Source organism: Rhodoluna sp., assembly GCF_024639375.1.
Taxonomy (GTDB): Bacteria; Actinomycetota; Actinomycetes; order Actinomycetales; family Microbacteriaceae; genus Rhodoluna.
Map to the genome: position 1 here is coordinate 21,794 of NZ_JAHEIM010000003.1, position 16,929 is coordinate 38,722.

Below are 16,929 nucleotides of genomic sequence, written 5' to 3' on the forward strand. Positions count from 1 at the left end.
TGATGGGCGCCGGTAGCTGGGGCACAACTTTTGCCAAGGTGTTGGCAGACAATCCAGAAAATCAAGTAATGCTTTGGGCCCGCCGCGAAGATGTAGCCGACGAAATTAATCAGGAACACCGAAACGGTGATTACCTGCCAGGCATCAACCTGCCAAAGGCTTTGGTTGCCTCGACAAATGTTTCTGAAGTTCTAGCCGACGCCAAAATTGTTTTTCTTTCGGTTCCGTCACAAACGCTTCGTGAAAACCTTGCTGCTTGGGGAGACGATTTGCCTGCAGATGCCATCATCGTGAGTTTGATGAAGGGTGTTGAAAAGGAAACCGGTCTTCGCATGAGTGAAGTGATTGCCGAAGCCACAAACTTTTCAGCCGATCAAATTGCAGTGCTTTCGGGCCCAAACCTTTCGCTCGAAATTGCCAGCGAAAACCCAACCGCATCGGTTGCCGCTTCAACCAACAAAGACACCGCGGTTACAGTGGCAGAGGCTGCAAAGAACTCTTACTTCACAACTTTCACCAACCGTGATGTGATTGGCACCGAGTTCGGTGGCATTCTGAAAAACCTGATTGCAGTAGCAATTGGAATTGTTGACGGTGTTGGCTACGGCGAGAACACCAAGGCTTCCATCATGACTCGCGGTCTTGCCGAGATTTCACGCTTTGCCGTTGCCTATGGCGCCAAGGCAAACACAATGGTTGGCCTTGCCGGTCTTGGTGACTTGATTGCCACCGCCGAATCGCCACTATCTCGAAACCATAAAGCCGGCGAGATGCTTGGCAAGGGCTATTCTCTGCGCGAGGTTAAGAAGCGCATGTCGCAAACTGCCGAAGGCTTGTCTTCGGTGGCGCCAGTGCTTGCGCTTGCCGCAGCCAAGGGAGTTTCAATGCCAATTGTTGAGCAGGTTCAGGCCGTGCTCGAAGGCACCATGAACCCGCGAGATATTGCACCGCACCTAACCACCGAAACCGACGGACCCCTGGGCGAATAATGCCAAAGCTCAAAGTCGTTTTGCTATTTGGTGGCAAAAGCAGCGAACACTCAATTTCTTGCGCTACCGCAGCCGGTGTTATGGGTGCAATTGATCGCAGCAAATATGAATTGATCACAGTTGGCATCACTAAGGCTGGCGTGTTTGTGCCAGCCGAAGATAACGCCCAACGCTGGGCGCTGCGCAAAAATGAATTGGCCACCGTCGAAGACGCCGGCGCTCGAATTGATTTTGCTATGGATGGCTCGCGCGAAATCTTTGAAGCTTCCGCCGATGGCAATCGTCGAAGCCTTGGCGCAGTCGATGTGGTGTTTCCGGTATTACACGGCCCATTTGGCGAAGATGGCACCATGCAGGGTTTTCTTGAGCTAGCCGGCATCCCTTATGTTGGCAACGGCGTGCTTGCTTCTGCAGCCGGCATGGATAAAGAATTCACGAAGGCAATTTTTCAAGATGCCAAAATTCCCGTCACAGCTCACGTAGTGATTCGCGAAGGCCAGTGGCAGCAAGACCCTGAAAGTTCTATCGAAGCAGTGCACCGCTTGGGCGGGTTGCCAGTGTTTGTGAAACCAGCACGTGCCGGCTCATCGGTTGGCGTTTCAAAAGTAAAAACTTGGGATGAATTCGGCCCGGCAGTTGCCGTTGCTTTTGAGCACGACAACAAAATTGTTGTTGAGCACGAAGTTGTTGGCCGCGAGGTTGAATGTGCCGTTCTCGAAGGTCGCAAAAGTGCAAAGCCAAGAGTTAGCGTGGCTGGCGAGATTGTAGTTAAGGGTCGCGAATTTTATGACTTCGATGCCAAATACCAAGACGAGGCATCGGTCGATCTAATCATCCCCGCAAAAATGTCTGAAGACGAGCTGCTCGAAATGCAAAGTATTGCGCGTCGAGCTTTTATTGCACTTGGCTGCGAAGGTTTGGCTCGAGTTGATTTCTTCTTGACTAAAAAAGGCTTCGTGGTGAACGAAATCAACACCATGCCTGGCTTCACTCCGTTGTCGATGTTTCCATCACTTTGGCAAGCAACGGGAATTGGTTATGCCGCACTCATCGACGAACTAATTGAATTGGCTCTGGTTTAGCCCAAACATTTTTTAGTGGGCGAAATATATTTCACCGAGCCACCAAGAGTTTCTAAAGCAGTGACTCCCGCAATTTTGGTTGAATCCACAATTACTTCGGTGGCTGGGTTCTGCCCAAAACTTATAAAGCGATATGACGGCGACTTGCTATCGTCAACCAACCAGTCAACTCCGCCAGCGGTAACACACTGCAGTGAGCTAACTTCAACGGGAGGTAATCCGCAGCGCAAAATTACCGCAGTTGGATTGCCCCAGGCCCCAGTGGCCTGAGCGTTGGTGCTACGGCGCTCAAGGTTGTCGATTGTGTCTGGCAATCGCACCGAAATATCGGCGCACTTTGGGTTGTTGGCATCGGGTGCTGCATCAATTACAACCACTGCGCTGCAGCCGGTGAGCATCGGCAAAACCAAGGCGCTGGCGGCTAGAACGCGAAATATTTTCATCAACTACAGGCTACCTTTGTTATGTGTCTTCTGCAGAAACCATCAGCTCGCTCGGCGAAAACGAGAGCCTAAAGCGCACCATTTCGCGCCTAAATTCTTCAAGCAGCGCCCTGGTTGGCCCGGGTGATGATTCGGCGGTTATTTCAGCCCCGGATGGCAAATTCGTGGTGACCACCGACACCTTGGTTGAGGGGCACGACTTTAAAACCGAGTGGTCAAGCGGCTATGACTTGGGCTACAAAGCGGTGGCCAGCAATATTGCCGATGTGGCCGCCATGGGCGCTGTGCCAACCTCGTTGGTGGTTGCCGTGGCTGCTCCCGGGCACACTGAAATTTCTTGGCTCGAAGCATTTGCCGATGGGCTGCGTGATGCCTGCGAAAAATTGGCCCCCGGATGCGGCGTGGTTGGTGGTGACCTGGCAGCCAGCGAACAGATCGTGATTTCAGTTGCCGCGCACGGCAGCCTTGAGGGCCGTGAGCCGGTTTTGCGCAGCGGAGCACAGGTTGGTGATGTGCTGGCGGTTGCCGGCACTTTGGGCCGTGCAGCAGCCGGTTTGGCTTTGTTGCAAAGCGGCAATCAAGATGCCATTCACGCCTATGACGATTGGGTGAATGTTCAACGTCGCCCACAGCCACCTATTGCAGCTGGTGTTGATGCAGCCAAAACTGGCGCAACCTCGATGCTAGATGTTTCAGATGGACTTGCAAAAGATGCAACTCGAATTGCAAAAGCTTCTAACGTGACACTGCAAATTGATCCACTGCAGTTGCAAGGTTTCGAAGCGGTTATCGAAGAGGCAGCTCGCGCAATTGATGCAGAAGCAATGGAATGGGTGCTTACCGGTGGCGAAGACCACGCACTGTTGGCAACCTTTCCGGCCGATGCAAAACTTCCGCGCGCGTTTAAACCAATTGGTATAGTTTTGCCGCAAGGTGCTGCGCCTTTGATGCTTGGCGCGCAACCATTGCCAGAACTCGGCTGGGATTCAATCCGTGGTTAAGCGATTGGCAAAAAACTAAGCGTGCAGTTGGCTGTTTAGTTCGATGCCAACACCGCTGCGAGGCAAGACCTCAACGCGGCCGCTTACCGAATTGCGACGGAACAATAGATTCGCAACTCCTGAAAGTTCGGCGGCCTTTGCGGTGCGTTCAGCCCCGCCATCAATAATGGTCACCTTGGTTCCGGCGGTTACATAGAGGCCAGCTTCAACAACTGAGTCGTCGCCAATCGAAATTCCAACGCCGGCGTTCGCGCCAAGCAACGCACGTGCACCAATCGCTACACGCTCGCGGCCGCCACCAGAAAGTGTGCCCATGATTGATGCGCCACCGCCGATGTCTGCACCATCGCCAACTACAACACCTTGAGAGATGCGACCTTCAACCATTGAGGTGCCTAGGGTGCCAGCATTAAAGTTCACGAAGCCTTCGTGCATGATGGTGGTTCCCGGTGAAAGGTGTGCGCCCAAACGAACGCGCGAGGCATCGGCGATGCGCACCTTGCGAGGGGTCACGTAGTCAACCATGCGCGGGAACTTGTCGATTGCATAAACGCTGATGCCGGCACGGGTAAGCGCCGGGCGTAAAACGTCAAGGTCATCAAGAGCTACTGGGCCAACGTTTGTGAAAGCCACAATCGGCAGGTTGGGAATCAAGCCTTCAAGGTTGATGGTGTTTGGTTTGACCAGCAGGTGCGAAAGCAAGTGCAAGCGCAAATACGCATCCGCGGTTGAAGTGACCGGCACTGTTAGGTCAACCTCGGTGTTGATCACCTGGGTGGTCACGCGGCGGCGGTCGTCTTTGCCAACTAGGGCATCGAGTTCTTTAGGCACAACCCACAGCGCGTCTGATTTTGGGGCATCGCCAAGTGCAGGCGTTGGATACCAAACATCGAGAACGGTGCCATCTGCGGCAAGGGTAGCGAGGCCGTGGCCCCAAGCTTTGCTGTCTAAGAACGTCATGGATACAAGGTTACAAGTTAGGCTCGTTTTGTGACTGTTGCCTTGAATCTTGCCGCCGATGTTGTTGAACTCACTCGCGCTATTTGCGACATTGAATCCGTTTCTGGCAACGAAACTGCTCTGGCCGATGCCATTCACGAGGCGCTGGCAAAATGCTCACACCTTGAAATCACTCGGGATGGCGATGCCATTGTGGCTCGCACCAATTTGGGGCGCCCAAGCCGAGTTGTGATTGCCGGTCACATTGACACCGTGCCGGTGGCCGACAACCTGCCAACCAAATTGCTATCAATGGAACGCGAACAAGTGCTTTGGGGTCGAGGCGTGGTTGACATGAAGGCTGGCGTTGCCGTGCAGCTCAAGCTTGCTGCCGAGCTAACCGAGCCAAATCAAGACGTCACCTGGATCTTCTATGACCACGAAGAAGTGGAAGCAACTAAGAACGGTTTGGGTCGTTTGGCTCGCAACCACCCAAATTTGATCGCCGCCGATTTTGCTGTTTTGTGCGAGCCGACCTCAGGTGAAGTTGAAGGTGGCTGCAATGGCACCCTTCGCGCCGAATTGAAGTTTGCCGGCGTAAAGGCTCACTCAGCCCGACCTTGGATGGGCAAGAACGCAATCCACGGTGCCGCTCAGGCACTCACCACTTTGGCTGGCTATGCGCCATCCGAGGTAAGTGTTGATGGATTGGTCTATCGCGAAAGCCTGAATGCTGTTCTAATCAAGGGCGGCATCGCCACCAACGTGATTCCCGACGATTGCGTGATCACGGTGAATTACCGTTTTGCGCCAAGCAAGTCAGCGGCTGATGCCGAGGCTCACCTGCGCCAGGTATTTGCCGGGGTCGACCTTGAAATTACTGATGCGGCCGAAGGCGCACGCCCCGGATTAGACCGCCCCGAGGCCATTGCGTTCCTAGCCGCCACAGGCTCACAGGCGCGACCAAAATATGGCTGGACCGACGTTGCACGATTCAGCGCGCTGGGCATTCCTGCGGTGAATTATGGCCCTGGCGACCCAAGCAAGGCACACGCCGACGACGAGGCACTGCCGGTTAGTCAGATCTATGCGGTCGAGACCGGCTTGCGCGCCTGGCTCAGCGCTAAGTGAATTTTTCTGTAATTAAGAAACGATTCGGTATTTACCCTCTGTAACCGCGTGGGATAATGGTAGTTCGGCATAAATGCCGGCAATGCAAGGAGTAATAAATGGCAGCAATGAAGCCACGCACAGGCGATGGGCCGATGGAAGCAGAACGCGAGCCGCGAGGTCTAATCATTCTTCGAGTGCCACTCGAGGGCGGGGGACGCCTAGTAGTTTCAGTAAACGACGAAGAAGCTAAGAACCTTCACCAGGTTCTTGCAGGAGTAGTCAAGAAATAAGTTTTTCAAATAAAAAAGCCGGTCATTATTGACCGGCTTTTTTGCTTGCGATGAGCAAACCATCGCCTGCTGGTGACAGCACCGAAATGAAATCATCGTTGTTGCTGAAGAATCGCAACACGTCTCGATAAACCGCTGTGGCATCATCGCGCATTGCTGGGTCTGGCACTCGATCGCGCCAAAGTGCGTGTGCTATTGCCACCACGCCACCCGGGCGAAGCAATCTTGAAGCTTCGCGAAGTTGCTCTTCAAGGGTTTCGCGATCGGCGTCTAGAAAAACCAAGTCGTAGGCGGCATCAGCCATGTTTGACATCACATCGATTGCACGGCCGCTGATCACGCGCGTGCGATTGGCAGCAATCTTGGCTTCGCCGAAAGCCTTTTTTGCTGCCGTCTGAAATTCTGACTCGGTGTCAATTGTTGCTAGCACGGCAGTTGCTGAGCCACTTAGTAGCCAAAGGCCACTTAAGCCGGTGCCAGTGCCAGCCTCAACAATTGCCTTGGCGCCAAGGGCAGAAACCAAAATTGCAAGGTGTGCGCCAACCGATGGCGTGATGCACTCGACGCCTAGTTCTTCAGCGCGGCCACGAGCATTACGAAAAGACTCGGGTTCGTTTGAGAAGTCTTCGGTGAACTTCCAACTGCTGATTTTGTCTGCCATTGCCACTCCTTGGTCAAAGCATAAAGTGCAATTTGCCGATTACCGGTTATTCAAGGGGTAACCTGAAATGGTGTTTGGGCTAAGCGGCGAGAAACTCCTGATTCTGGGGTTAATTGCCGTTTTTGTTTTGGGGCCAGATCGACTTCCGCACTACGCCCAGCAGCTTGCTAAGTTTGCAAAATCGGTGCGACGCATGGCCGATGGTGCAAAAGGTCAGTTATCCGCAGAAATTGGCGAAGAACTGGACTGGAAGAAATTGGACCCGCGCCAATATGACCCGCGTCGAATTATTCGTGAGGCCTTAGCTGAAGATGTTGCTGCGCCGGCAAATGCCACAGTTCTGAACCAAACAAAGCAGCAGGCTCAGCCACGATTGCAGTCGGGCGAGCAAGCACCGTTCGATAGCGAAGCGACCTAAAAGTTACGCATCCAGCGCAACATGGTTTTCATAAGTGGAGCCATGCGCTCGTAATCTTTGCCGCGAGTTGGCAACTTTAGGAAACCAGCAGCAATGCCAATTGATTTGGCTTCGGTGAATCGCAATAAACCACCTTCGCCATTTCTGCGACCCTGACCCGAAGTCTTCATGCCGCCCATTGGTGATTCCATCGATGCAAAGCTGGCTCGAAAACCTTCATTGATATTCACGCTGCCGGCCATAAGTTTCTCGGCAACGCGCAGGGCATCTTTTTTGGGGCCCACTACGGATGCGTTCAATCCGTAGTCAGTATCGTTGGCCCACTCGATTGCGGTATCGATTTCGTCGTAGCCTTCAACATCAACCACTGGGCCGAATACTTCTTGACGACTCATGCGAGCAGCTGCTTTAACATCTGTCACCACAGTAGGTGCATAGAAATATGGACCCACTTCGGGCAGCGACTTGCCGCCGGCAACAATCGTGGCACCTTTATCAACGGCGTCGTTCACGAAACCCTGCACACGCTGAAGTTGGTTGTAGCCAGTGAGGCTGCCAACGTCGATGCTGTAGTCACTCGAGCGACCAACCAGCAGGCTCTCGGTTTTTTGCTTGAGCTGCTGCAAGAATTCGGACTTCATGCTGTTTGGCACATAGATGCGTTCGATTGCAACGCATAGTTGACCAGCAGAACCAAACGAACCGGCCAGTGCAATTTCAGCGGCCTTCTTTGGGTCAGCCCCAGGCAAAACAATCATCGGGTTCTTGCCGCCCAGCTCAAGCGCGCAACCAATCAGTCGGCTGGCCGCACGTTCGGCAACCTTGCGACCAGTCGCGGTCGAACCAGTGAAAGCAATGTAATCAACCTGATCGGTGATTGAATTTCCAACCACCTCGCCGTCGCCTGCTACAACCTGCCATAGTTTTTCGGGTAGACCGGCTTCAATGGCCAGGTGGCGTGCAAACAACACTGTGAGTGCGGCCTGGTTATCGGCTTTTTGAACCACGGCGTTGCCGGCAGCAAGTGCGGGCAGAACATCGAGCATCGTCAAAGCCAGGGGATAGTTCCAGGGTGTGATGACTCCCACTAAGCCAACCGGCACGTGGTCAACAAAAGTCTTAGTTAGAAATGGAACACCGGCACGAACGCGTTTGCGGGCAAGTGTTTTGCGCGCAATCTTTGCGTAGTAGCGAGCCGCGCCAATTGCACCAGCGGTCTCTTCGAATGCGTGCGCACGAGACTTGCCGGTTTCAAGTTGCAATAGGTCGAGCAGTTTGGCCTCGTTAGCCAACAGTTCATCATGAAGTCGATAAAGAATTTGTGAACGAAGCACCACAGGCACGGCTTGCCAATCAAGTTGCGCAGCTTTTGCGCTTTGCACAGCGCGTTCAACATCAACGGTGGTTAGTTGCGGCAGGTCATAAATCTTTTTTGAATTCGACGGGTTAATCACCGGCACCGTTGCGCCGCCACTAGGCAGGTGTGCAACTAGGGATGCAATGCTGGTTTCGCTCATAGGCTAACCCTAAGCTTTTTGCCCGCCAGGCCAATCTTGTCGCTTGAAATTTTTTCGGCAACCTGAATAATCGCTGCGGCAGCTGGGTCATTCGGATTCGTGATGACAACAGGTGCCCCAGCATCTGAGCCTTCACGAAGCGCGATGCTGATTGGCACTTGGCCAAGCACCGGCACTGCAGTGTTGCTTAGCGCGCTGAGCCGAGCTGCAACAGCTGAGCCGCCGCCGGCACCAAAAAGTTCAAACTTGCTGCCATCTGGTTGCACCAACCAGGCCATGTTTTCGATCACGCCAAAAACCGACTGGCCAGTTTGTAATCCAACCGAGCCACTTCGCTCGGCAACTTCGGCGGCAGCAACCTGCGGTGTGGTCACCACGATTGATTTTGCCGTTGGCAGCAACTGACCCAGGCTGATGGCTACGTCACCGGTGCCCGGTGGTAGGTCAACCAAAAGAAAATCTAGGTCGCCCCAATAAACATCGGTAAGAAATTGCTGAACGGCACGGTGCAACATTGGCCCACGCCAAGCAACCGGTTTGTTGTCGTCTAAGAACATGCCGATCGAAATCACTTTTACGCCGAATGCCACCGGCGGCAAAATCATCTCATCAACCTGGGTTGGCTTAGCCGTTATGCCCAACTGACCAGGGATTGAGAAACCAAAGATGTCGGCATCAACCAGGCCAACCCGAAAACCTTTTTCGGCTAGTGCAACGGCAAGGTTGGCCGTCACCGAAGACTTGCCCACGCCGCCTTTGCCAGAGCCCACCAAATAGATTCGAGTAAGAGTGTCTTTGTCGAACGGGTTTTGGCGAGGTGGGCGACCGTCACGAAGTTTTTCTTTAAGGGCATCACGTTCGGCTTGAGTCATTACCGACATCGTCACCGTGGCATCGAAATCTTCGAGTGCCTTGCGAACGTCTGCCTCAATGCGATCGGCGGCCGGGCAACCAACCACCGTGAGTTTGATTGTCACTTGGTTATCGACCACATCAACCATGTCTAGGTCGGTAATCGGCAATCGAAGTTCTGGGTCAATAACTTTTGCGAGTGCTTGCTTAATCTCGCTTGCGGTCATCCAAAATTTCTTTCAGCAAATCGCGCAATTCATCGCGCACAAAATCCTTTGTTGCCATCTCTTCAAGAGCCAATCGCAGTGCAACAACTTCGCGGGCCAAATATTCGGTGTCGGCAAGGTTGCGTTCGGCACGTTGACGATCTTGTTCAAACTTCACGCGGTCGCGGTCATCTTGGCGGTTTTGAGCCAACAAAATAAGTGGCGCTGCATAAGAAGCCTGCATCGAAAGAATCAAAGTCAACAAAGTGAAGTTGGTGGCACGCGGGTCAAACTGAATTGATTCAGGTGCGAACACGTTCCAGGCAAGCCAAATTGCCACGATGATGGTCATGCCAATTAGGAATGCACCGGTGCCCATTGCACGAGCAAAAGTTTCTGAGGCCCGGCCAAAGCGCTCTTGGTCGATGGTGAACTTTGGCACGAAGCGTGAGCCAGGTGTCATAGGTGAGTCAAGGCGATTACGTTTGCTAGCCATTAGCGCACCTCTTCGCCGGCGCGCCAGTCATCTGGCAACAAGTGGTCGAGCACGTCATCCACCGTGACCACGCCAATGAGACGGTTTTCGTCATCAACTACAGGCAAGGCAACCAAGTTGTAGTTAGCAAAGGTTCGGTGAATCTCAGCAATGTGAGTGTCAGCCTTGACCGGCTCAAGTTCGGTGTCTAGAAGTGAAGCTAGGCGCTCGTGCGGTGGGTAGCGCAACATCTTCTGAAAGTGCACGGTTCCCAAGTAGCGACCGGTTGCAGTTTCATATGGCGGCAAGGTAACAAATACCGAGGCGGCAAGCACCGGTGAAATTTCCTTGCGGCGAATCAAAGCCATGGCTTCGGCCACGGTGGCATCCGCAGCACAAATGATTGGTTCGGTGGTCATCAAACCACCGGCGGTGAACTCGTCGAACTGCATCAACATACGAATGTCGTCAGCTTCTTCTTCGTCCATCAGGTCAAGAATTTTTTCGGTGCGCTCTTCAGGCAGGTTTGCCATCAAGTCGGCAGCGTCATCTGGTTCCATAAGGTCAAGAACTTCTGCGGCACGTTCGTCATCAAGCTCGGCGATGATGTCGATCTGCTCATCTTCTGGCAACTCTTCAAGCACGTCGGCAAGACGCTCGTCATCGAGTTCTTCGGCTACCTCGAGCATGCGCTCGTCTGGCAAATCTAGAAGTGCGCTTGCAAGGTCGGCTGGGCGAAGTTCAGAGTAGGTTGCCAAAAGCTGTGAGGCGCTTTGCCCATCTTCACCTTTGGCTTCTTCGGTAGCTTGCTCCCAAGAGGCAAACAGGGTTGCGCCGCGAGCAAATGGAGACGCCGATGTCTTTGGTCGGCGCAAGAACAATTCAGAAACTGACCACTCAAGGTTCTTGCTCAGTTCAATAGCCACGTCTTCGATTGAGGCCTCGCCGGTGCCATCCAAGAGGCGCACTTTTCGGCCTAGCATTTCTGCAATCACGCGCACTTCTTGGCCACGCTGGGTGAAACGACGAAGATCAATCAGGCCGGTTGTAATTACCTGACCGGCAGAAACTGCGGTAACGCGCGCAATTGGCACAAACACGCGACGGCGCCCGCTGATTTCAACCAGCATGCCGGTTACGCGGGGAGCACCGGTTTTGCGGTACAGCACAAGAACGTCGATGACTTTTCCTACGCGGTCTCCCGCTGGGTCAAAGACGCCACAGCCAGCCAATCTGGCTACGAATACTCGGTTTGCGCTCACCCTACAACCTTAGACGAGCCCTTGAGGGTATGCCAGAATGGGCTAATGCCTACCAGTCGTCGCAATCTATCGCGCAGCACACCAGTTATGCCTCAGGGTGAGGTTGTTGCCGAATTCGCGCAGTACCTCGAAGCCACTCAATTCGTTGAGAAACTTATCCGTCAGAATTTTCCGGCGGGGGCAATCGCAATCGTGGGCTCAGACCTTCGCACCGTCGAACGCATCCGAGGAAAGCTTTCGTATGCGCGCCTTGCCCTTGGTGGAGCCATCACCGGTTCATGGCTTGGTTTGATTTATGGAATTCTGTTTGCCGGAACCGCTTCGGGGGCCGACGTTATGGACCCAGCGCAATACACCGGACTGATGCAGGCAATCGTGGTTGGCGCCGGCATTGGAATGCTGTTCAACGTGATTCGTTTCAGCATGAGCAAAAACAAACGCGGATTCGTAAGCCAGTCATCGGTTGTTGCTTCGAAATATCAGGTGCAGGTGCCGGCTGGGCTAAGCGCTCAGGCCAAAGAAGCGGCCGCAGTTAACGAAGCCTAGTTTTGGCAAGCCTCCGCTAGTTTTGGTGGCTAATTACCCAAGCTTCAAGCTCTTCAACCTTGCGCGGCAATGCTGCGGATAGGTTCTCGACGCCGTCTGCGGTAACCAGAACATCATCTTCAATGCGCACGCCGATTCCGCGATATTCTTCGGGAACCATCAAGTCATCCGCGTGAAAATACAAACCTGGTTCGATTGTGAAAACCATACCTGGCTGCAATTCGGCTTCGAGATACATTTCTTTGCGTGCTTGCTGACAGTCGTGAACATCTAGACCAAGGTGATGGCTGGTGCCGTGAACCATCCAGCGACGGTGCAGTTGATTTTCTTCTTGCAAAGACTCTTCGGCGCTCATGTCAATCAGGCCCCACTCGCTAACTTTGCGGGCAATTACCGCCATGGCAGCAGCGTGAACATCTTTGAACTTCACACCGGATTTAGCCACTGCAAAAGCGGCATCGGCGGCTTCAAGCACTGCCTCGTAAATCTTCTTTTGAATCGGTGAGAACTTGCCGTTGATTGGCAAGGTGCGAGTGATGTCTGCGGTGTAAAGACTGTCTAGCTCAACACCGGCATCAACCAAGATCAGATCACCTTCGTGCACAGCGCCGTCATTGTTGGTCCAGTGCAAAATGCAAGCGTGTGCGCCCGAGGCTGCAATTGTGTCGTAGCCCAGATTGTTGCCGTGAATTCGGGCCTGCGAATAAAAGGCAGTTTCAACAACGCGCTCGCCGCGTTCGTGCAAAGTGGCATCAACCAGATTGCGAGCAACCGCTTCAAAACCCTTGATCGATGCAGCCACGGCGCTGCGCATCTCGCTAATTTCGTACTCATCTTTAACCAAGCGCAATTCAGATACAAACTGAGCGACTTCTTCGTCTTCGAGAGATTTTGCTTTGGCATCGCCGATGAAAGCTTCAAGTTCGCTAAGCGGCTTGGTCTCAATATCTAGCAGCGCAGCAACCTGACTCAGAGTTGGTCGCGCACCCACCCAGAATTCACCAATTGCAGCGTTGGCAAAGAATTCTTCGCTGTCGCGACCCGCGGTTGGGCTAAAAAACAAGATCGAGTTGGTTGCAGTTGTTCTTGCATCGATCACCAAAACCGAATCGGCCACAGTTTGCGAACCCCAACCAGTTAGATGGGCAAAGGCTGAGTGAGCGCGATACATGTAGTCGGTGTCGTTTGATCGCACCTTGGTAGCGCCGGCTTCAATCAGAATCAGCTCGCCCGCGAATTGCTTGGCAACTGCCTGGCGACGTGAACTGGCAAACGGGGCAACGGCAGAAACTTCAGGCAAGTTATTGGCGCGATCTGCCCAGTTTGAGCCGATGTACTTCAAAAATTTCTCGCTGTGCGGGGTTCGGCTCCTCATCCCTTTATTCTGGCACTATGTCTTCAATTGATTTGCACAGCCACTCCACAAGGTCAGACGGCAAAGAGTCGCCTACCGAAGTGTTTGAGCACGCTGCTGCTGCGGGGGTTGACATTCTTGCGCTCACCGATCACGACACCACAAGCGGTTGGTCTGAGGCTGCTGAAGCAGCTGCCCGATTGGGCATCGGTTTTGTTCCGGGCATCGAAGTCACCACGCGTGCCAAAGTGCAGAGAGAATCACGAACTCACTTCATTAGTGTGCACATGCTGGCCTACTTGCCAGACCCGCACAACCAGGCGCTGTTGACCGAGCTAAATGAAACGTTGGGGTCACGCGAAATTCGCGCGCAAAAAATCGTAGACAAGCTCTCGGTTGATTTTGATATCACTTGGGCGATGGTTTTAGAAACTCTGCAAGAGGGTGCAACCATTGGTCGCCCGGCAATTGCCGATGCTCTTGTGAAACTTGGTGTGGTTGCCGATCGAACCGAAGCGTTTCATGGCCCGCTACATAAATCCGAAAAATATTATGTGGCCACGGATACCACCGACACCATCGATGCCATCAAACTCATTTTGAATGCCGGGGGAGTGCCAATAATTGCGCACCCACTTGGCGGCGCCAAAGATAATTTGTCACGCGGGGATCTGCCCGAAGAACACTTTGAGCAATTGATTGATGCAGGGCTTGCCGGGTTCGAGGTTTATCACCGTGAAGTTCCCGAAGTGGCTCGGGAATGGTTGCGCATCTTGGCGCACAAGCACGATTTGATCATCACTGGTTCAAGCGATTACCACGGCATTCATGGCAAGCCGAATCGTCTTGGCGAGAACACCACACCGCCCGAGATGCTCGACCGCATTCTTACGGCCGGCACTGGGGCTAAGGCAATTCTTTAGCTAGCGGTTCCGCCAGAGTTCTTGCGGGTGCGATTGCGAGTGCGTGGAGTTGCCGGACGTTTGTGTTCGCCATCGCCATGCGCAGGAGCTTCGTGACCAGCAGCCTTTTGACCCGAAGACTTGTGCGGCTGAGCGCCCTTGCCATTGCGATCGCGGGCACCGCGATTGCCTCCACCTGAGTGGTTGCGGCCCGACTGACCACCAGCACGTCCCGAGTTAGCGCGATCATTACCTGCATGACCGCTGTCGCGATCATTCCCAGGTTTCCAACCCTCAGGACGCTTGCTCTTTGCAATGCGTCCCTTGGTGCCAGCAGCGATGTTCAAATCAGAGAACAAGTGAGCTGAACTCGAGTAAGTCTCGGTTGGGTCTGGTTGGCCAAACTCTAGAGCGGTATTGATGTGAGTCCAACGAGTTAGATCTTCCCAGTCAACAAAAGTTACGGCGATGCCCAAACGACCAGCGCGACCGGTGCGACCAACGCGGTGCAAGTAAGCCTTTTCGTCTTCTGGAATTGTGTAGTTGATTACGTGAGTCACATCGTCAACGTCAATTCCTCGAGCAGCAACCTCGGTGGCCACCAAAATATCTTTTTTACCCGAACGGAATGCGGTCATTGAGCGCTCGCGAGCTTCTTGAGTCATGTCGCCGTGCAATGCAGTTGCATTGAATCCGCGGTCAACTAGTTCTTCAGAAACCTTTGAAGCTTGACGCTTTGTCTTAGTGAAAATCACGGTCTTGCCGCGACCTTCGGCCTGCAAGATGCGGCCAACCACTTCGTCTTTGTCGAGTGCGTGTGCACGATAAACAAACTGCTTGATGTCAGCTTTGGTGTGACCCTCGTCTGGGTCATTGGTGCGAATGTGCACCGGGCGGTTTTGGTACTTGCGTGCCATTGTCACGATGCTGCCTGGCATGGTTGCCGAGAACAACATGGTCTGGCGACCATCCGGGGTGTATGCAAAAAGTTTTTCAACGTCTGGCAAGAAACCAAGGTCAAGCATTTCGTCGGCCTCATCAAGAACCATGAAACGAATGTTGCCTAGGTCTAGAAGTTTTTGCTTTGAAAGGTCAATCAAGCGACCAGGGGTGCCAACAATAACTTGGGCACCGGCGTTGATTTCGGCAACCTGCTCTTCGTATGCCTTGCCACCATAAATCGCGGCAACCATGGTTGGTCGGTTTGAGGCGGCAAGCTTCAAGTCTTCGGCTACCTGAATTGCAAGTTCACGAGTTGGCACAACAACCAACGCTTTCGCGCCTTTTTCTGGGTTAAGACCCAGGCTCTGCAGCAATGGCAAACCAAAGCCAAAAGTTTTACCGGTTCCGGTTTTTGCCTGACCAATGATGTCTTGGCCGGTTAGAGCAAGAGGAATCGCTTGTTCCTGAATTGGAAACGGGCTGGTGATGCCTTTGGTCTCGAGCGCATCAACGATGTCTTGATCGATGCCTAGTTCCTTGAAATTCAATAGTGCTCCTATGTCTTGACCAGTCTAGTCATCGCAAAATGGCACTTCTCAGGATGGCGGGTATCCTTATCTCTGTGTTTGATTGGTTTAAACGACTTCGCCACCAGGCGCGCAACCTCAGCCTTCCGGCTCGAGTTGAGCGCACTGCTCGCAATACCGAGGCAGTTGACCTAAAGCCCTACACCCCAGAGCCAAAAGTTTTTCTTGGCCAGTTGGCCTATTTGCAGTTGAGCCAATTCGAAATTCTTACCAGCGAGCTAAAGTACTCGCCAAACACTCAGTACAAAGCCGAGCTCAGTGAGGCCGCGGCCAAAAGCTTTGAAAAATATCGCGCAATCAGCAAGAAGATTGCTGCATTGGGCATCGATCCAACCGATGCAATGGACCCATACGTGGAGCGCATCGAAACTTTTCACTCTCGCACCAATGGCATCGACTGGTTCGAAAGTTTGATCAAGGTTTATTTGGTGGCTGGTCTGCTCGATGACTTCTATCGCCGACTTGCGATTGGCCTGGACCCAATCACGCGTGCCGATGTTGAAAAAGCTCTCGGTGACAAAAAGTTTGAAGTCTTTGCCAAGCGTGTGCTCATTGAGTCGATGGCAGAAGACCCAACGCTGTCACACCGACTTGCTCTTTGGGGTCGTCGCCTAATGGGAGATGTGCTGCTTGAGTTGCGTGCTGCATTTGATAACCGCAAACTCGCGGGCATTGCTAAGAGCAAGAAGCTAACCGTTGAGCAGGAGCGCGAAGTTAACTTGGCTTCTTATTCAAAGCTCGAGCCACTGGTGACTGAGCTCATCGGCGCCCACACAATGCGCATGGATGCAGTTGGGTTAACTGCCTAAGCAGATTTAACTAAGCGCGAATCTTGTCGATGCGCTTTGCACCAAACCAGAGTGCCGCTGGCATTGCCAACATCACGATGATCCAGATCCAGGCTTCGTCGTAGTGAAAACCAGCCCAGGTCAAAATAATCCAAATGATGCTGCCGGCAACTGCGGCCAAAGCGGTTGGCACAAATGAGCCATACTTTTCACTCTTTACGCCAACATAAGGCGCAACCAATCCGAGGATTAGTGCGTAGATGACAATAAATGCCAAATTAAGTAGTGAGATGAAGTCCATTAGGCAATAAATCCAACTCGGCGAGTTTCTTCTGCGCCAATTTCAACATAGGCAAGGGCATCGGTAGGCACTACAAATTTGCGACCCTTGTTGTCAACCAATTTAAGAACCTTGCTGCCGGCTTCTAGGCATGAAGCCACAAGAGCCTCTACCTCAGATGCAGACTGAGCTGATTCAAAACTGATTTCACGTGGGCTGTTGCGAATGCCGATTCTGACGTCCATGCCGACCTTTCTTTATACCTTTAGATTACGGCAACCA

Annotated in this window: 20 protein-coding genes; 9 read left to right on the forward strand and 11 right to left on the reverse strand. The window is 53.0% G+C overall.

The genetic code is table 11. The features are described 5' to 3' along the window. The first annotated feature begins 2 nt into the window (after nucleotides 1-2). Together Q0L28_RS01645 and Q0L28_RS01650 are read left to right on the forward strand one after the other, a co-directional pair. Nucleotides 3-989, forward strand: a complete 987-nt coding sequence (locus Q0L28_RS01645) for an NAD(P)H-dependent glycerol-3-phosphate dehydrogenase (protein ID WP_296630892.1) — start codon at nucleotides 3-5, stop codon at nucleotides 987-989. Next, nucleotides 989-2,071, forward strand: a complete 1,083-nt coding sequence (locus Q0L28_RS01650; protein ID WP_296630702.1) for a D-alanine--D-alanine ligase family protein — start codon at nucleotides 989-991, stop codon at nucleotides 2,069-2,071. Before Q0L28_RS01645 ends, Q0L28_RS01650 begins: the two co-directional genes overlap by 1 nt. Here the strand turns inward: Q0L28_RS01650 and Q0L28_RS01655 are convergent. Then, nucleotides 2,068-2,514 (reverse strand): DUF3515 family protein, encoded by a 447-nt coding sequence (locus Q0L28_RS01655; RefSeq protein WP_296630705.1) that lies wholly within the window; start codon nucleotides 2,512-2,514, stop codon nucleotides 2,068-2,070. The two genes, Q0L28_RS01650 and Q0L28_RS01655, sit on opposite strands and share 4 nt — an antisense overlap. A gap of 23 nt (nucleotides 2,515-2,537) precedes the next feature. Here Q0L28_RS01655 and Q0L28_RS01660 point away from each other — a divergent pair, with 23 nt between their 5' ends. Further along, nucleotides 2,538-3,515, forward strand: a complete 978-nt coding sequence (locus tag Q0L28_RS01660; RefSeq protein ID WP_296630707.1) for a thiamine-phosphate kinase — start codon at nucleotides 2,538-2,540, stop codon at nucleotides 3,513-3,515. A 15-nt stretch (nucleotides 3,516-3,530) separates the two neighbouring features. Here Q0L28_RS01660 and dapD read toward each other — a convergent pair whose 3' ends face one another. After that, nucleotides 3,531-4,475, reverse strand: coding sequence for a 2,3,4,5-tetrahydropyridine-2,6-dicarboxylate N-succinyltransferase (dapD, locus tag Q0L28_RS01665; RefSeq protein ID WP_296630709.1), 945 nt, complete (start codon nucleotides 4,473-4,475; stop codon nucleotides 3,531-3,533). Nucleotides 4,476-4,505: 30 nt separating this feature from the next. Here dapD and dapE point away from each other — a divergent pair, with 30 nt between their 5' ends. Beyond that, entirely contained in the window at nucleotides 4,506-5,585 is a 1,080-nt protein-coding gene (gene dapE / locus Q0L28_RS01670; RefSeq protein ID WP_296630713.1) for a succinyl-diaminopimelate desuccinylase, read from the forward strand. Nucleotides 5,586-5,683: 98 nt separating this feature from the next. After that, nucleotides 5,684-5,857, forward strand: a complete 174-nt coding sequence (locus Q0L28_RS01675) for a DUF3117 domain-containing protein (protein ID WP_084321429.1) — start codon at nucleotides 5,684-5,686, stop codon at nucleotides 5,855-5,857. A 25-nt stretch (nucleotides 5,858-5,882) separates the two neighbouring features. Here the strand turns inward: Q0L28_RS01675 and Q0L28_RS01680 are convergent, their stop codons facing one another. Further along, a complete protein-coding gene (locus Q0L28_RS01680) occupies nucleotides 5,883-6,518 on the reverse strand; it encodes an O-methyltransferase (protein WP_296630724.1) in 636 nt (211 codons plus the stop codon). 70 nt (nucleotides 6,519-6,588) lie between these two features. Between Q0L28_RS01680 and Q0L28_RS01685 the strand changes: the two genes are divergently transcribed. Then, nucleotides 6,589-6,936, forward strand: a complete 348-nt coding sequence (locus Q0L28_RS01685) for a sec-independent translocase (RefSeq protein WP_296630898.1) — start codon at nucleotides 6,589-6,591, stop codon at nucleotides 6,934-6,936. Here Q0L28_RS01685 and Q0L28_RS01690 read toward each other — a convergent pair. Genes Q0L28_RS01690 through Q0L28_RS01705 form a run of 4 tightly spaced genes read right to left on the reverse strand, consistent with a single transcriptional unit; the run spans nucleotide 6,933 to nucleotide 11,248 of the window. Beyond that, a complete protein-coding gene (locus Q0L28_RS01690; RefSeq protein WP_296630728.1) occupies nucleotides 6,933-8,453 on the reverse strand; it encodes a succinic semialdehyde dehydrogenase in 1,521 nt (506 codons plus the stop codon). The genes Q0L28_RS01685 and Q0L28_RS01690 overlap by 4 nt on opposite strands. Further along, nucleotides 8,450-9,532, reverse strand: coding sequence for a P-loop NTPase (locus tag Q0L28_RS01695; protein ID WP_296630731.1), 1,083 nt, complete (start codon nucleotides 9,530-9,532; stop codon nucleotides 8,450-8,452). The genes Q0L28_RS01690 and Q0L28_RS01695 overlap by 4 nt, the downstream gene beginning before the upstream one ends. Continuing rightward, nucleotides 9,513-10,007, reverse strand: coding sequence for a DUF1003 domain-containing protein (locus Q0L28_RS01700; RefSeq protein ID WP_296630733.1), 495 nt, complete (start codon nucleotides 10,005-10,007; stop codon nucleotides 9,513-9,515). Before Q0L28_RS01700 ends, Q0L28_RS01695 begins: the two co-directional genes overlap by 20 nt. After that, nucleotides 10,007-11,248, reverse strand: coding sequence for a CBS domain-containing protein (locus tag Q0L28_RS01705; RefSeq protein WP_296630735.1), 1,242 nt, complete (start codon nucleotides 11,246-11,248; stop codon nucleotides 10,007-10,009). The genes Q0L28_RS01700 and Q0L28_RS01705 overlap by 1 nt, the downstream gene beginning before the upstream one ends. A 45-nt stretch (nucleotides 11,249-11,293) precedes the next feature. Here Q0L28_RS01705 and Q0L28_RS01710 point away from each other — a divergent pair, with 45 nt between their 5' ends. Further along, on the forward strand, nucleotides 11,294-11,794 hold the full coding sequence (locus Q0L28_RS01710; RefSeq protein ID WP_296630737.1) for a general stress protein: 501 nt from the start codon (nucleotides 11,294-11,296) through the stop codon (nucleotides 11,792-11,794). A 16-nt stretch (nucleotides 11,795-11,810) separates the two neighbouring features. On the opposite strand, the gene Q0L28_RS01715 is transcribed toward Q0L28_RS01710, so the two are convergent. Continuing rightward, nucleotides 11,811-13,169, reverse strand: coding sequence for an aminopeptidase P family protein (locus tag Q0L28_RS01715; RefSeq protein WP_296630739.1), 1,359 nt, complete (start codon nucleotides 13,167-13,169; stop codon nucleotides 11,811-11,813). A gap of 17 nt (nucleotides 13,170-13,186) precedes the next feature. Between Q0L28_RS01715 and Q0L28_RS01720 the strand changes: the two genes are divergently transcribed. Next, the gene (locus Q0L28_RS01720) at nucleotides 13,187-14,071 is read left to right on the forward strand and encodes a PHP domain-containing protein (protein WP_296630742.1); all 885 of its coding nucleotides are present in this window, start codon (nucleotides 13,187-13,189) and stop codon (nucleotides 14,069-14,071) included. Here the strand turns inward: Q0L28_RS01720 and Q0L28_RS01725 are convergent. Continuing rightward, on the reverse strand, nucleotides 14,068-15,540 hold the full coding sequence (locus Q0L28_RS01725; RefSeq protein ID WP_296630744.1) for a DEAD/DEAH box helicase: 1,473 nt from the start codon (nucleotides 15,538-15,540) through the stop codon (nucleotides 14,068-14,070). The two genes, Q0L28_RS01720 and Q0L28_RS01725, sit on opposite strands and share 4 nt — an antisense overlap. Nucleotides 15,541-15,578: 38 nt before the next feature. Here Q0L28_RS01725 and Q0L28_RS01730 point away from each other — a divergent pair, with 38 nt between their 5' ends. Then, nucleotides 15,579-16,388: a ferritin-like fold-containing protein gene (locus Q0L28_RS01730; protein WP_296630746.1), complete on the forward strand. Its 810-nt coding sequence runs from the start codon at nucleotides 15,579-15,581 to the stop codon at nucleotides 16,386-16,388. Between the two features lie 10 nt (nucleotides 16,389-16,398). On the opposite strand, the gene Q0L28_RS01735 is transcribed toward Q0L28_RS01730, so the two are convergent. Together Q0L28_RS01735 and Q0L28_RS01740 are read right to left on the reverse strand one after the other, a co-directional pair. Next, a complete protein-coding gene (locus Q0L28_RS01735; protein ID WP_296630748.1) occupies nucleotides 16,399-16,668 on the reverse strand; it encodes a hypothetical protein in 270 nt (89 codons plus the stop codon). Then, nucleotides 16,668-16,892, reverse strand: a complete 225-nt coding sequence (locus Q0L28_RS01740) for a DUF3107 domain-containing protein (RefSeq protein ID WP_296630751.1) — start codon at nucleotides 16,890-16,892, stop codon at nucleotides 16,668-16,670. Before Q0L28_RS01740 ends, Q0L28_RS01735 begins: the two co-directional genes overlap by 1 nt. Between the last annotated feature and the right edge of the window lie 37 nt (nucleotides 16,893-16,929).

Bases quoted from the DNA above. Each gene is read 5' to 3' on its own strand.
- Q0L28_RS01720 (WP_296630742.1), top strand. From the start codon at position 13,187: ATGTCTTCAATTGATTTGCACAGCCACTCCACAAGGTCAGACGGCAAA.
- dapD (WP_296630709.1), bottom strand. From the start codon at position 4,475: ATGACGTTCTTAGACAGCAAAGCTTGGGGCCACGGCCTCGCTACCCTT.
- Q0L28_RS01655 (WP_296630705.1), bottom strand. From the start codon at position 2,514: ATGAAAATATTTCGCGTTCTAGCCGCCAGCGCCTTGGTTTTGCCGATG.
- Q0L28_RS01700 (WP_296630733.1), bottom strand. From the start codon at position 10,007: ATGGCTAGCAAACGTAATCGCCTTGACTCACCTATGACACCTGGCTCA.
- Q0L28_RS01690 (WP_296630728.1), bottom strand. From the start codon at position 8,453: ATGAGCGAAACCAGCATTGCATCCCTAGTTGCACACCTGCCTAGTGGC.
- Q0L28_RS01680 (WP_296630724.1), bottom strand. From the start codon at position 6,518: ATGGCAGACAAAATCAGCAGTTGGAAGTTCACCGAAGACTTCTCAAAC.
- Q0L28_RS01650 (WP_296630702.1), top strand. From the start codon at position 989: ATGCCAAAGCTCAAAGTCGTTTTGCTATTTGGTGGCAAAAGCAGCGAA.
- Q0L28_RS01735 (WP_296630748.1), bottom strand. From the start codon at position 16,668: ATGGACTTCATCTCACTACTTAATTTGGCATTTATTGTCATCTACGCA.
- Q0L28_RS01740 (WP_296630751.1), bottom strand. From the start codon at position 16,892: ATGGACGTCAGAATCGGCATTCGCAACAGCCCACGTGAAATCAGTTTT.
- Q0L28_RS01715 (WP_296630739.1), bottom strand. From the start codon at position 13,169: ATGAGGAGCCGAACCCCGCACAGCGAGAAATTTTTGAAGTACATCGGC.
- Q0L28_RS01695 (WP_296630731.1), bottom strand. From the start codon at position 9,532: ATGACCGCAAGCGAGATTAAGCAAGCACTCGCAAAAGTTATTGACCCA.
- Q0L28_RS01675 (WP_084321429.1), top strand. From the start codon at position 5,684: ATGGCAGCAATGAAGCCACGCACAGGCGATGGGCCGATGGAAGCAGAA.
- Q0L28_RS01645 (WP_296630892.1), top strand. From the start codon at position 3: ATGGGCGCCGGTAGCTGGGGCACAACTTTTGCCAAGGTGTTGGCAGAC.
- Q0L28_RS01730 (WP_296630746.1), top strand. From the start codon at position 15,579: ATGGCACTTCTCAGGATGGCGGGTATCCTTATCTCTGTGTTTGATTGG.
- Q0L28_RS01710 (WP_296630737.1), top strand. From the start codon at position 11,294: ATGCCTACCAGTCGTCGCAATCTATCGCGCAGCACACCAGTTATGCCT.